The 13,638-nt window shown below is 73.4% G+C and carries 12 protein-coding genes and 1 pseudogene; 12 read left to right on the top strand and 1 reads right to left on the bottom strand.

Annotation, left to right across the window (positions count from 1 at the left end; genetic code table 11):
* Window positions 1–85: 85 nt before the first annotated feature.
* The 12 genes and pseudogenes from ACFWAR_RS21200 to ACFWAR_RS21145 all read left to right on the top strand — a co-directional run bounded on the left by ACFWAR_RS21200 (window position 86) and on the right by ACFWAR_RS21145 (window position 12,944).
* Entirely contained in the window at window positions 86–2,050 is a 1,965-nt protein-coding gene (locus tag ACFWAR_RS21200) for a tetratricopeptide repeat protein (protein ID WP_385779317.1), read from the top strand.
* Window positions 2,051–2,202: 152 nt separating this feature from the next.
* Entirely contained in the window at window positions 2,203–3,318 is a 1,116-nt protein-coding gene (gene ald / locus ACFWAR_RS21195; protein WP_385779315.1) for an alanine dehydrogenase, read from the top strand.
* 401 nt (window positions 3,319–3,719) lie between these two features.
* Complete coding sequence (locus tag ACFWAR_RS21190; RefSeq protein WP_385779313.1) at window positions 3,720–4,838, top strand: ParA family protein; 1,119 nt, start codon at window positions 3,720–3,722, stop codon at window positions 4,836–4,838.
* The gene (locus ACFWAR_RS21185; protein WP_385779311.1) at window positions 4,823–5,344 is read left to right on the top strand and encodes a hypothetical protein; all 522 of its coding nucleotides are present in this window, start codon (window positions 4,823–4,825) and stop codon (window positions 5,342–5,344) included. Before ACFWAR_RS21190 ends, ACFWAR_RS21185 begins: the two co-directional genes overlap by 16 nt.
* A 95-nt stretch (window positions 5,345–5,439) precedes the next feature.
* A complete protein-coding gene (locus ACFWAR_RS21180; RefSeq protein ID WP_385779309.1) occupies window positions 5,440–6,570 on the top strand; it encodes a segregation/condensation protein A in 1,131 nt (376 codons plus the stop codon).
* Entirely contained in the window at window positions 6,563–7,192 is a 630-nt protein-coding gene (gene scpB / locus ACFWAR_RS21175) for an SMC-Scp complex subunit ScpB (protein WP_354384103.1), read from the top strand. Before ACFWAR_RS21180 ends, scpB begins: the two co-directional genes overlap by 8 nt.
* The gene (locus tag ACFWAR_RS21170) at window positions 7,192–8,685 is read left to right on the top strand and encodes a pseudouridine synthase (protein WP_385779307.1); all 1,494 of its coding nucleotides are present in this window, start codon (window positions 7,192–7,194) and stop codon (window positions 8,683–8,685) included. The genes scpB and ACFWAR_RS21170 overlap by 1 nt, the downstream gene beginning before the upstream one ends.
* A gap of 138 nt (window positions 8,686–8,823) precedes the next feature.
* Window positions 8,824–9,426 carry a nicotinamide riboside transporter PnuC gene (pnuC, locus tag ACFWAR_RS21165; RefSeq protein ID WP_385779305.1) on the top strand — a complete coding sequence of 201 codons (603 nt, stop codon included), beginning with the start codon at window positions 8,824–8,826 and terminating at the stop codon, window positions 9,424–9,426.
* Window positions 9,423–10,535, top strand: a complete 1,113-nt coding sequence (locus ACFWAR_RS21160; protein WP_385779303.1) for an AAA family ATPase — start codon at window positions 9,423–9,425, stop codon at window positions 10,533–10,535. The genes pnuC and ACFWAR_RS21160 overlap by 4 nt, the downstream gene beginning before the upstream one ends.
* Complete coding sequence (locus tag ACFWAR_RS21155; protein WP_385779301.1) at window positions 10,532–11,299, top strand: NUDIX domain-containing protein; 768 nt, start codon at window positions 10,532–10,534, stop codon at window positions 11,297–11,299. Before ACFWAR_RS21160 ends, ACFWAR_RS21155 begins: the two co-directional genes overlap by 4 nt.
* Complete coding sequence (locus tag ACFWAR_RS21150; RefSeq protein WP_385779299.1) at window positions 11,296–12,315, top strand: ADP-ribosylglycohydrolase family protein; 1,020 nt, start codon at window positions 11,296–11,298, stop codon at window positions 12,313–12,315. Before ACFWAR_RS21155 ends, ACFWAR_RS21150 begins: the two co-directional genes overlap by 4 nt.
* Window positions 12,316–12,318: 3 nt before the next feature.
* Window positions 12,319–12,944: pseudogene (locus ACFWAR_RS21145) on the top strand (DNA polymerase beta superfamily protein).
* Here the strand turns inward: ACFWAR_RS21145 and ACFWAR_RS21140 are convergent.
* Window positions 12,933–13,628 carry a DNA polymerase beta superfamily protein gene (locus tag ACFWAR_RS21140; RefSeq protein ID WP_385779297.1) on the bottom strand — a complete coding sequence of 232 codons (696 nt, stop codon included), beginning with the start codon at window positions 13,626–13,628 and terminating at the stop codon, window positions 12,933–12,935. The pseudogene ACFWAR_RS21145 and the gene ACFWAR_RS21140 sit on opposite strands and share 12 nt — an antisense overlap.
* Window positions 13,629–13,638: the final 10 nt, after the last annotated feature.

Raw genomic sequence — 13,638 nt, 5'->3', positions numbered from 1 at the left:
CGATTTGTCCGCCGCGCTCCACCCGGGTCGTCGCTCTGTGTGAACTACTCTCGGGATCCCCGAGGGCAGGGAGAGGAGCGGATCCGTGACGGATTTCGTCGGGCGGAGGCGCGAGCTCAAGGAGCTGCGCGAAGACATCGCCAGGACCGGGCTCGACACCCTCTCCGGCCGCAAGGCCAAGGCGCCGCGTGCGCGGGTGCTGCTCGTGGCGGGGCGTCCCGGAAGCGGGCGCAGCGCCCTCGCCGAGGCGTTCGTGCGGGAGGTGGCGGACGAGTACCCCGACGGGGTGTTCCGGACCCGCCTCACCGCCCCCGGCGGCGAGGCCGTCGCCACCGACCGGGCCGTGCGCGGCCTGCTGGAGGCGCTCGGCAGACCCACCCCGCCCGGCGCCGCCGAGGACGAGCTGAGCTCCGCGCTGCGCGAGGCGCTCGCCGACCGGCGGGCGATCCTCCTGGTCGACGACGCCGCCGACCCGCACCAGGTGGACGCGCTGCTGCCGGACACCCCCGAGTGCCTGGTCGTGGTGACCGCCGAGGGCCCCCTCACGGGGATCCCGGACGTCCGCCCCTGCACCCTCGGCGGCCTCGACACCCCCTCCGCCGTGGAACTGCTCGCCCAGCGCATGGGCTCCACCCGCGTCACCGCCGACCCCCGCGCCGCCGAGGCGCTCGCCGAGGCCTGCGGGGGGCAGCCGGCCGCGCTCGCCCTGGCCGGGGGCTACCTGGCGGCCCACCCCAAGGCCGCCGTCGCCGACGTGGCCAAGCAGCTCCACGACATGCCCGCCGGTACCGCGGGACCGCTGGCCCGCGCCTTCCGGCTGGTCTACGAATCCCTTCCGCAGCCCGCCCAGCGCAGCCTGCGGCTGCTGCCGCTCGCCCCGGCCGGGATGGTCGACTCGCACATCGCCTCGGCCCTCGCCGGCTGCTCCGTCGCGGCGGCCCAGTCCACGCTGGAGGACTTCACCGGGCTGGCGCTGCTGCACCCCGGGGCCGACGGCCAGTACCTGCTCCCCGGCTGCCTCGCCCCGCTGCTCCAGGCGCTCCTGGAAGCCAAGGAGCGCACGGCCGAGGTCCAGCTGGCCCGGGCCCGGATGCTGGAGCGCACGGTACGGCTGCTGCACTCCTGCCGGGCCATGGCCGAGGAGGACGAGGACGCCGTACGGGAGCTGCTCGACGGGCTGCCGCGCACCCTGCGCTTCCCGGACCGCAGGGCCGCCGCCCGCTGGCTGGACGGCAGGCTGCCCGCGCTGACCGCGGCCGCCGCGCTGGCGGTCGCGGACGGCGAGCTGGACACCCTGGCCCGCCGCCTGGTCGCGGCCCTCGTACGGGCGCTGGCCGAGCACCGCGGCACCGCGGAGGCGGCGCCCGAGCTCTACGGGCTGCACCGGCTCGTGCTGGACGTCGCCGAGCGCCGCGGGCTGCACCGCGAGCAGGCCGCGGCCCTGCTGAACCTGGCCGACCTGGACGCCGAGACCGGACGTACGCACGAGGCCCTGGAGCGCTACCGGGCCGCGCTGGACGCGGGACGGGCGGCGAACGACCCGTACGCGACCGGCCGCGCGATGGAATCCGTAGGCGGCGCCTACCAGGAGCTGGGGGACTGGCACCGGGCCGCGGACTGGTTCGGTCGAGCGCTGTCCCAGGCCCTCGCGAGGGGCGAGCGAGCGGACGAGGCGAGGCTGTACGGGCGGCTCGGCAACGTGCACACCTACGCGGGTCGCTACGGGGACGCGCTGCGCAGTTGGCGCGCGGCCTCGGCGGGCTACCGCAAGCTGGCCGATGTCCCGGGCCAGGCAAAGGCGTTGAGCGAAATGGCACGTGTGCGCGAGTACGCCGGGCGGCCGGAGGAATCGCTGCACACCTGCCGGGAGGCGGTCGAGCTGGCGCGCAAGGCCGGTGATCTGCGGTTGCAGGCCGCGCTCCAGGTCCGGCTCGCCGACACGCTCGACCGCCTCGGCGACCCCGCGGCCGCCAGACTGCACCGGGCCACAGCCGACAGATTGCTGGGAGATGACCCCGCAGCCTGCGAAATCCGTAGTGGTTCCGACTGAGATTATTCGTTTGCAAGGCTAGACAGCGACTCATCCTTCATTAGACTGGGTTCACCACGGCAGCCCGTGGTGCATCCCGTTGCGCGTTCTTGTGGGCGGGTATGTATGGAAGTACCCAGTAATTTCCCCTGAGCCAAGGACCGTGATCGACGATGAAGGTCGGCATCCCCCGCGAGGTCAAGAACAACGAGTTCCGGGTCGCCATCACGCCTGCCGGCGTGCATGAGCTGGTCCGCAACGGCCACCAGGTCTTCGTCGAGCAGAACGCCGGTGTCGGCTCCTCGATCACGGACGCCGAGTACGTCTCGGCCGGTGCCGAGATCCTCGGCACCGCCGACGAGGTCTGGGCCACCGCCGACCTGCTGCTGAAGGTCAAGGAGCCCATCGCGGAGGAGTACCACCGCCTCCGCAAGGACCAGACGCTCTTCACGTACCTGCACCTCGCGGCCTCCCGCGAGTGCACGGACGCGCTGCTGGAGTCCGGCACCACCGCGATCGCGTACGAGACGGTCGAGCTGGCCAACCGCGCGCTCCCGCTGCTCGCCCCGATGTCCGAGGTCGCGGGCCGCCTCGCCCCGCAGGTCGGCGCCTACCACCTGATGCGCTCGGTCGGCGGCCGCGGCATCCTCCCCGGCGGCGTCCCCGGCACCCAGGCCGCGAAGGCCGTCGTCATCGGCGGCGGCGTCTCCGGCTGGAACGCCGCGCAGATCGCCATCGGCATGGGCTTCCACGTGACCCTGCTCGACCGCGACATCAACAAGCTGCGCGAGGCCGACAAGATCTTCGGCACGAAGATCCAGACGATCGTCTCCAACGCCTTCGAGCTGGAGAAGGCGGTCCTGGAGGCCGACCTCGTCATCGGTGCGGTGCTCATCCCGGGTGCGAAGGCCCCGAAGCTGGTCACCAACGAGCTGGTCTCCCGGATGAAGCCCGGAAGTGTCCTTGTCGACATTGCGATCGACCAGGGCGGCTGCTTCGAGGACTCCCGTCCGACCACTCACGCCGAGCCGACCTTCGAGGTCCACAACTCGGTCTTCTACTGCGTCGCCAACATGCCGGGCGCGGTGCCGAACACCTCCACCTACGCCCTCACCAACGCCACGCTGCCCTACATCGTGTCGCTGGCGAACAACGGCTGGGTCGAGGCGCTGCGCCGCGACGCCGCCCTCGCGCTGGGTCTCAACACCCATGACGGACAGGTCGTTTACGGCCCGGTCGCCGAGGCGCACGGCCTGCCGACGCTGGAGCTGAGCTCGCTCCTCGGCTGATCCGACACGCGCGGTCGACATCGGTCGGCGGCTTCCCGTCAACGACTGACGTCAATCTCACGTATCCGGCCGGACCTTGCTGACAAGGTCCGGCCGGAGGCGTTTCGAGGTGCGCGGCGACCCCGCTCAACTCGCCTCGAACGTAACCCTTTAACCGATTCGCGCACCCGCGAAACTTCGCAGTGACAGCTCGGACGCCCTTGACAGAGTGGTGTTCGGTTGCCGACACAACGCGGCGGGTCCGGCGGATTGTGTTGCTGCGGAGCGGTGACACGCCATAGAGTCGCCAACCGTCGGCATGGTGCCACGCTGACCTATCGATAAGTGTCCTGGTCACGTCCAAGGAGGTAAGACGACTTGTGAATGAGTCGACATTTGCTCCTGGAGGTGGCCAAGCAGGGATGCCTGCGCGGGGCCAGGGTCCTGCGGGACTCGAGGCTGTCGGCTCCGTCGCGGTACGCACCTTCGCAAACCACCAGCACCTGACGACGCCCCAAAAGAGCATGGACGGCCTAGACGTGAACTCCAGGGCCGGCGACCTGAGCGGCGAAAAGCCCACTGGTTTCGCCGACTATGACGTGGTGCCCGAAGGGCACTTCTACGACCCCGACGCCGAGTACGAGCCCGACCCCGAGTACGCGGCCACCCTCGCGCCCGACGCTGCCCGCCAGCGCCGGGAGCGGATCGGCCCGACGGGACGGCCGCTGCCGTACTTCCCGATCCCGGGTCCGCTGACCGACCACGGTCCGGCGAAGATCATCGCGATGTGCAACCAGAAGGGCGGCGTGGGCAAGACCACGTCGACCATCAACCTGGGTGCCGCCCTCGCCGAGTACGGGCGCCGCGTGCTGCTCGTCGACTTCGACCCGCAGGGCGCGCTGTCCGTGGGCCTCGGCGTGAATCCGATGGAACTCGACCTGACGGTCTACAACCTGCTCATGGAGCGGGGGATGTCGGCCGACGAGGTGCTGCTGAAGACGGCGGTCCCGAACATGGACCTGCTGCCCAGCAACATCGACCTCTCCGCCGCCGAAGTGCAGTTGGTCAGCGAGGTCGCGCGCGAGTCGACGCTCCAGCGGGCATTGAAGCCGCTGATGGCCGACTACGACTACATCGTGATCGACTGTCAGCCCTCGCTCGGTCTGCTGACCGTGAACGCCCTGACGGCGGCTCACAAGGTCATCGTCCCGCTGGAGTGCGAGTTCTTCGCGCTGCGCGGCGTGGCGCTGCTGACCGAGACCATCGAGAAGGTGCAGGAGCGGCTCAACCCCGAGTTGGAGCTCGACGGCATCCTCGCCACGATGTACGACTCCCGTACGGTGCACAGCCGCGAGGTGCTGGCGCGGGTCGTCGAGGCCTTCGACGACCACGTCTACCACACCGTCATCGGCCGCACGGTGCGCTTCCCGGAGACCACGGTCGCCGGTGAGCCGATCACCACGTACGCCTCCAACTCCGTCGGCGCCGCCGCCTACCGCCAGTTGGCCAGGGAGGTGCTCGCCCGGTGTCCCGCCGAGTGAGTCTGCCCGGAGCCGACGAACTGTTCCGCACGACCGGGGGGACCGCCCTCCAGTCGTCCTCGCCGCGACGCGCGGGCGAGGACGCGGCCTCGGCCGCGGGCGGTGCGTCGGTCCGGACGGAGCACACCGCCGCCGCGGAGGACGCGGGGGCGGAGGGGCGCAGCCGGGAGGCGGACCCCGCCGCGGGCGCCGTGGGCCAGCAGCGCAGGCCGCAGGAAGGTTCTGTCAGCTCCGTGGGCGGGGCCGGCGGCGAGCAGCGGCGCGGCAAGGGCCGCGGGGCGAACCGGCGGCCCAGCGGCCGCGAGCGGCACGACGAGAAGATCACGGTCTACGTCTCCGCCGAGGAGCTGATGGACCTGGAGCACGCGCGGCTGGTGCTGCGCGGCGAGCACGGGCTCGCGGTGGACCGCGGGCGGATCGTGCGCGAGGCCGTCGCGGTCGTCCTGGCCGACCTGGAGTCCCGCGGGGACGCGAGCATCCTGGTCCGCCGCCTGCGCGGGCGCTGACCCGCCGCTCGTACGCCGCGTCCCGCCCCGCCGGGGCGGAGGCGGCAGCATGGGGGCCGTAACGACCGTTCCGCCCCCGCACTCCCTGGACCGCGATGCCTCCCTCGACCGCCGACCCCGGCCGTCCCACCCGCCGCAGCCTGGGCCGCGGCCCCGGCCGGGCCGCTCCCGAACCGCCGGAGAACGCCCTGGAGGGCGCCGCGGAGCCCGTACGGCCCCTACCGGCCGCGGGGGACCCGGAGGCCGCGCAAGGGCCTCAGGGGCCCGCTGAGGGCGTTCGTGGCGGGTCCGGGGCGCGGGGCGCGAGCGCCGCGGAGCCCGAAGGGCCGCCTGCGGAGCCCGGTGGGCCGACGGGAGCGCCCGACGGCGCGGCCGGGGATCCCGGTGCGCGGGATCCGGGAGCCGTGGCGGGCGACGGCCGCTTCAGGCTGCGGCTGGCGAACTTCGAGGGCCCCTTCGACCTGCTGCTCCAGCTGATCTCGCGGCAGAAGCTCGACGTCACGGAGGTCGCCCTCTCCCGGGTCACCGACGAGTTCATGGCGCACATCCGGGCCATGGGGCCCGAATGGGACCTCGACCAGACCACCGAGTTCCTCGTCGTCGCCGCCACCCTCCTCGACCTCAAGGCCGCCCGGCTGCTGCCGGTCGCCGAGGTGGAGGACGAGGCGGACCTGGCGCTGCTGGAGGCGCGGGACCTGCTCTTCGCCCGGCTGCTCCAGTACCGCGCGTACAAACGCATCGCCACGATCTTCGAGCAGCGCGCCGAGGACGAGGGCCGGCGCCACCCCCGCACCGTCGGGCTGGAGCCGCACCACGCCGAACTGCTGCCCGAGGTGGTCATCGGCATCGGCCCCGACGGCTTCGCGCGGCTCGCCGTCAAGGCCATGCAGCCGCGGGCCCGGCCCGAGGTGTACGTCGACCACATCCACGCACCGCTCGTCAGCGTCCGGGAGCAGGCGGAGGTCGTCGTACGGATCCTGCGGGCCCGTGGCGAGGCCACCTTCCAGGAACTGACCGAGGACACGCGGGACACCCTCACGGTGGTGGCGCGCTTCCTGGCGCTGCTGGAGCTGTACCGGGAGAAGGTGGTCGTCCTGGAGCAGGAGGAGGCCCTGCGGACGCTCACCGTCCGCTGGACCGGCGCGGCGGGCGCGGACGGCGCCCCGGCGCCGTTGACCGTGAGTGACGAGTTCGACCGGACCGGGGAAGGCGCGCGGGATGAGTGACGTGGGAGAGCTGGCGCTGGGGCCGGCGCTGGAGGCCGTACTGATGGTGGTCGACGAGCCCGCGACCGAGGCCCACCTGGCCAAGGTGCTGGAGCGCACCCCCCGGGAGGTGGCGCTCGCGCTGCGGGAGCTGGCCGACGAGTACACCCGCCAGGGCCGCGGCTTCGAGCTGCGGCTGATCGCCGGGGGCTGGCGGTTCTACAGCCGGCCGCAGTACGCGGCGGCCGTGGAGGGCTTCGTCCTGGACGGCCAGCAGGCCCGGCTCACGCAGGCCGCGCTGGAGACGCTGGCGGTGGTCGCCTACCGCCAGCCGGTGAGCCGCTCGCGGGTCTCGGCGGTGCGCGGAGTCAACTGCGACGGGGTCATGCGGACCCTCCTGCAGCGCGGTCTGGTGGCCGAGGCGGGGACGGAACCCGAAACAGGTGCGATCCTGTACAGGACGACGAACTACTTTCTGGAGCGGATGGGCCTGCGCGGCCTGGACGAGCTCCCGGAGCTCGCGCCCTTCCTCCCCGAGGCGGACGCGATCGAAGCCGAGACGCTGGAGGGTGTGCCGTCGTTCGATCCGGACGAGGCGTACGCCCCGGACGATTCTGAAGACGACAAGACGACGGAACTTTGATGCGAAGCAGCGGCAACGGCAACGGCGGCGGCAACAGGAACAGCGGCGGCGGTGGTGGCGGACGCGGTGGTAACCCCCGCGGCGGCTCCTCCTCCGGCGGCGGCGGCAACTACCGCGGAGGCGGCTCCTCCGGCGGCGGTGGCTCCCGCGGCGGCTCCTCCTCCGGCGGCTCCTCCCGCGGCGGCGGCTACCAGGGTGGCGGCTCCGGCGGTTACCAGGGCGGCGGCTCGCGCGGTGGCTCGTCCTCCGGTGGCGGCTACCAGGGTGGCGGCTCGGGCGGTTACCAGGGCGGCGGCTCCCGTGGTGGCTCGTCCTCCGGTGGCGGTTACCAGGGCGGCGGCTCGCGCGGTGGTTACCAGGGCGGCGGCTCCGGCGGCTACCAGGGCGGCTCCGACGCGCGCGACCGCGACCAGGCCCCGGCGCCGCGGATCCGCAACCCCCGCCCCGAGGAGCGCCGCTACGACGTGGGCCCCGAGGGCGAGCGCAACGGTCGCGGCGGTGCCAAGGCGGGCGGCGGCGGTGCCCGTGGCGCGGCCGACGGCAACCGCGGTGGCGGTGCGCGCGGCGCGGCGGCCCGCGGTGGCGCCAAGGGCGGCCCCAAGACCTCCAGGACCCCCGGCATCGGCGGCGCGGGTGGTCCGCGGATCGGCCCCGGCAGCCGCAGCGGCAAGGCCAAGCCGCGCGAGCTGGAGGCGCGGATCGAAGAGCGCGTGCGCGACCGCTACGCCGACAAGCCCGAGATCAAGACCCCGAAGACCTTCCCGGGCGCCGAGGAGGAGGGGGAGCGCCTGCAGAAGGTGCTCGCCCGTGCGGGCATGGGTTCGCGCCGCGCGTGCGAGGAGCTGATCCAGCAGTCGCGCGTCGAGGTCAACGGCGAGATCGTGCTGGAGCAGGGCAAGCGCGTCCAGCCGTCGGACGAGATCAAGGTGGACGGCCTGACCGTCGCCACCCAGTCGTACCTGTTCTTCGCGCTGAACAAGCCCGCGGGCGTCGTCTCCACGATGGAGGACCCCGACGGCCGCCAGTGCCTCGGCGACTACGTCACCAACCGCGAGACCCGGCTGTTCCACGTCGGCCGGCTCGACACGGAGACCGAGGGCATCATCCTGCTCACCAACCACGGTGAGCTGGCCCACCGCCTCACGCACCCGAAGTACGGCGTGAAGAAGACGTACGTCGCCGCCATCACCGGCCCGCTGCCGCGTGACATCGGCAAGCGCCTCAAGGACGGCATCGAGCTGGAGGACGGCTACGCCCGCGCCGACCACTTCCGCGTCGTCGACCAGCTCGGCAAGAACTACCTGGTCGAGGTGACCCTCCACGAGGGCCGCAAGCACATCGTCCGCCGCATGCTGGCCGAGGCCGGTTTCCCGGTCGAGAAGCTCGTGCGGACCGCCTTCGGTCCGATCGAGCTCGGTGACCAGAAGTCGGGCTGGCTGCGTCGCCTGACCAACACCGAGGTCGGCATGCTCATGCGGGAGGTCGGCCTCTAGCAGGGCCGGGTCACCACCCCGCACCACCGCACCACCCAGGAGAGCCCGCGGCGCCACCGGCGCCGCGGGCTTTTCCCTTGCCTGGCGCCGCCGCACCACTTTATAGTCATGGTGACTATTAAAGAAGGGGGGGCGGTCATGAGCTGGACCGAGGTACTCGGCTTCGCCACCGGCGCCCTGTGCGTCTGGCTGGTGGCCCGCCAGCACGTCGCCAACTGGCCGATCGGCATCGCGAACAACGTCTTCTTCATCGTGCTCTTCGCCCGGGCCGGCCTCTACGCCGACGCCGGGCTGCAGATCGTCTTCATCGCCCTCGCCGCCTACGGCTGGTGGTCCTGGACCCACGGGGGTGGACCGGGAACGGCCGAGGCCCTGCCGGTGCGCGCCACCACGCGCACCGAATGGACCTGGCTGGCCGCGGCGGGGGCGGTGGGGGTCCTCGCCCTCACCCTGCTCCTCGGACGGGTCAGCGACTCCACCGTGCCCTTCTGGGACGCGCTCACCACCGGGCTCTCGCTCGCGGCCACCTACGGGCAGTGCCGCAAGCTCGTCGAGTCCTGGTGGCTGTGGATCGCGGCCGACCTCGTGTACATCCCGCTGTACGCGTACAAGGGCCTCTACCTGACCTCCGTGCTCTACGCCGGATTCCTCGTCCTGTGCCTGATCGGGCTGCGCAACTGGCGGCGCGAGGCGACCACCGCGTCCGGCGCCCGTACCGCGGCCGTGGGAGCGGGCGCGTGAGCGCGCACGGGCGGCGCCACGGGCACGGGCTGGTGCTCGGGAAGTTCTACCCGCCGCACGCCGGCCACCACCACCTGGTGCGCACCGCCCAGGACCAGTGCGAGCGGCTGACCGTCCTGGTCTGCGCGGCCTCCGTCGAATCGGTGCCGCTCGCCGACCGGGTCGCCTGGATGCGCGAGGCGCACCCGGGGGCGCGGGTCGTCGGCGCGGTGGACGACATCCCGGTCGACCTCCTCGACCCGGCGGTCTGGGAGGCGCACATGGCGGTCTTCCGGGGCGCCGTCGGGGAGCCGGTGGACGCCGTCTTCACCTCCGAGGAGTACGGCGCCGAGCTGGCCCGGCGCTTCGGCGCCGAGGAGGTGTGCGTCGACCCCGCCCGCTCCCTCTTCCCGGTCTCCGGGACGGCGGTGCGCGCGGATCCCGTGACCACCTGGGAGTTCCTCGGCCCGGGCGTACGGGCCGCGCTCGCCCGGCGGGTCGTCGTCCTCGGCGCCGAGTCCACCGGCACCACCACCCTCTCCCGGGCGCTGGCCGCGCACTACCGGCGCCGGGGCGGGGTCTGGGCGAAGACCGGCTGGGTCGCCGAGTACGGGCGCCGCTACAGCGAGGAGAAGCTGGCGGCCCTGCGCGCCGCGGACCCGGCGGCGGACTGGGCCGATGCCGCCTTCGCCTCCGCCGAGTTCCCGGTGATCGCGCGCCGTCAGGACGCGGACGAGGACGCGGCGGCCCGGCTCGGGTCCCCGGTGCTCTTCTGCGACACCGACTCCTTCGCCACCGGCATCTGGCACGAGCGCTACGTCGGCGCCCGCAGCGCGGAGGTGGAGGAGATCGCCCGCTCGGGGCCCCGACGGGACCTGTACCTGCTCACCGACCACGAGGGCGTCCCCTTCGAGGACGACGGGCTGCGCGACGGGCCGCAGCTGCGCCCCTGGATGACCGGCCGGTTCCACGAGGAACTCACCCGTACCGGCAGGCGTTTCCTCGTCATCGGCGGGGACCGCGAGGAGCGTCTGGAGACGGCCGTCGCGGCGGTCGACGGGCTGCTCGCGGAGGGCTGGTACTTCGCCGACCCGCTCCCCGAGGACGTACGGCCCCTGGAGCACCGGTGAGCGCCCCGCCCCGGGCCCCGCGCCCCGCCGGGTACGACCCGGCCGCCTTCGAGCCCTTCGCCGTCGCCGCCGACCTCGCCGTCTTCACCGTGCGGGAGGCGCGGTTGCACGTACTGCTGATCCGGCGCGGCCAGGAGCCGTACGCCGGGGCCTGGGCGCTGCCCGGCGGCTTCGTGCTGCCCCGGGAGTCGGCCGAGGCCGCCGCCCGCCGCGAGCTCGCCGAGGAGACCGGGCTGCCCGGTGCGGTGGTCGCCGACCTCCACCTGGAACAGCTGCGGACCTACAGCGAACCCGACCGGGACCCCCGGATGCGGGTCGTCTCGGTCGCCTTCGCCGCGCTGGTGCCCGACATGCCCGAACCGGCCGCGACGGGCGGCGGCGACGCCGAGCACGCGCGCTGGGTGCCGCTGGGGGAGGTCCGCGACCCGGTCCCCGAACTGGCCTTCGACCACGCGGTGATCCTGGCCGACGCGCGCGAGCGGATCGGCGCGAAGCTGGAGTACACCTGCCTGGCCACCGCCTTCTGCCCGCCCGAGTTCACCCTCGGGGAACTCCAGGGCGTTTACGAGACCGTCTGGGACACGGCCCTGGACCGGCCCAACTTCCGCCGCAAGGTGCTCGCCACCCCCGGCTTCGTCGACGCCGTGCCGGGCGCCGCCCGGCTGACCGGCGGGCGCGGCAAACCGGCCGCGCTCTACCGGGCCGGCCGCGCGAGCGCCCTCCACCCGCCCCTGCTCCGCCCTTCGGAAGGACCCACACGATGACCACGGCCACCAAGCGGGCGGCGACGGGGGCGATGACCGGGCTGGCCCTGGGCGACGCCCTCGGCTTCCCCACCGAGTTCAACGACGTCCCCTCGATCCTCGCCAAGACCGGCCCCTGGCGGCGGATGGCGCTGCCGCGCCCGGCGATCGTCACCGACGACACCCAGATGACCCTGGCCCTCGCCCGCGGGATGCGGACCGCCGCCGAGCGGGGGCCGCTCGCCCCGCTGCGGCTCACCCGGCCGGTCCGCGAGGAGTTCGTCGAGTGGTACCGCTCGCCCGAGAACAACCGCGCCCCGGGCCGCACCTGCATGGTCGCCTGCTCCCTGCTGGCACGGCCCGACCGCGACTGGCGCGACGCCAGCCAGGTCGGCTCGAAGGGCTGCGGGGCGAACATGCGGGTGGTCCCGGTGGGGCTCGTACCGGGCTGGACCGAGGAGGAGCGGGCCGGCGCGGCCCAGCTCCAGTCGGCCCTCACCCACGGGCACCCGACCGCGCTCGCGGCCTCCGACCTCACCGCGCACGCCGTGTACTTGCTGGCCCGGGGCGCCGAGGTGACGGGGCTGGTCGGGCTGCTGCGCTCGTACGCCCTCGACAACCGCACCCGCTACCACGAGCGGTGGCTCGGCGACCTGTGGCAGCGCACCACGGCCGATGCCACGCCCGAGTCGTACATGGCGCGCGGCTGGGACGAATGCCTGGCCGTCCTGGACCGGCTGTCGGCCGCCCTGCGCGAGCCCTCCCCAGAGACGGACCCCTGCCTGACCACCGGCGACGGCTGGATCGCCGAGGAGGCCCTGGCCACCGCCCTGCACTGCTTCCTGCTCTTCCCCGAGGACCCGCTGACCGCCCTGCGCCGGGCCGCCTGCACGGCGGGCGACTCGGATTCGATCGCCTGCCTCACGGGCGCCTTCGCGGGCGCCCACCTCGGCGCGGACGCCTGGCCCCGCGACTGGGAGGGCCGCATCGAATACCGCGACGAACTCCTGGCCTTCGGCACCCTCTGGGACGCGTGAGCCGTGCTGGACACGTCGAACGTCGACCTCGCCCCCGTCGTGGCCGAGCAGCCCGACCCGCTGCTCTTCGCCACGGTCTCGGGCGCCCACTTGTACGGCTTCCCCTCGCGCGACTCGGACGTCGACCTGCGCGGCGTCCACCTGCTGCCCCCCGAGGCGCTCTTCGGGCTCCAGCCGCCGGAGGAGACCCGGACCCGGATGTGGGACCGGGACGGCACCGAGATGGACCTGGTCACCCACGACCTGCGCAAGTTCGTCCGGCTGATGCTGCGGCCCAACGGGTACGTGCTGGCAAGCCGCTGCTCTACGCCTTCCGGGCGCTGCTGACCGGCATCGTGCTGATGCGCGGCGGCGGGGTGCAGGCGAACCTGCCGGTTCTCGTGGCCGAGGTGGCCGGGGCGCCCGGGTACCTGCCGGAGCTGATCGCGGCCAAGGTCGCGGCCGAGCACGGACCGTGCGGGGGACCGGACACGGGGCTGCTGCTGCGCGACTTCACGGCGCTGCACGGCGTGCTGGACGCGGCGCAGGCGGGCAGTGCGCTGCCGGAGCAGGCCGGTGCCGGTGTGCACGGGGTGCTCGATGGATTCGTGGTGCGTACGCGCACCCGGTTCCCGGGGTCAGTGGGCTGAGGCGCGGCGGGCGCGGGTGAGGAAGTCCTCGATGCGGGGGAGGTCCGGGTCGGCGGGGAGGGGGGAGGTGGCGAGGGCCGCCTCGCACTCCGCCTCCAGGCGGGACATCCGGAGCTCGACCTCGGCCCACGGGACCTCGCCGCGCTTGACGGCGAGCAGGTCCTCGCGCCGCTCGCCGACGTCGATCGTCAGCTCGCCGCCGCGCAGCAGGTCCCGGCAGGACTCCAGCAGGCGCAGCAGGTGCATCGCGTGCTTCCAGCGCGGGGCGCCGTGCGTGCGGACGTCCGCGCGCAGCTTGGTGCGCTGCGAGGCCGCGTAGCGGCCGAAGGTGGTGTGGGCGCGCCGGGACAGGAAGGCCCCGCGGAGCGAGAGGAGTTCCTCGCCCACCGGGGTCAGCCGTTCCACCAGCGGGGAGTGCAGGCACTCCAGGATGTTGGGGTTGGCGCGCAGCGCCAGCTCGCAGAAGCGCTCCAGCTCCCAGGAGAACTCCTCCTCCCGGGGCCCCTCCACGTGCGTCGGCGGCTTCTCGAACCGCCAGTACAGCGGGGTCGGGGCGAGGTAGACACCGCGCCGGTCGGTGTCGCTCGCGCCCGTGGCCAGACCGAACGCCCGCGACCCCGTCACGCACGCGTAGACCGTGTGCTCGCGCACCAGCGTCAGCGCCTGCTCGTCGTTCCTGTCCATCGCCGCAGCG

It is taken from the genome of Streptomyces sp. NPDC059917, from assembly GCF_042730635.1.
Lineage (GTDB): Bacteria > Actinomycetota > Actinomycetes > Streptomycetales > Streptomycetaceae > Streptomyces.
The sequence above is the reverse complement of the archived record's forward strand: the minus strand, read 5'-3'. Positions and strand labels throughout refer to the sequence as shown.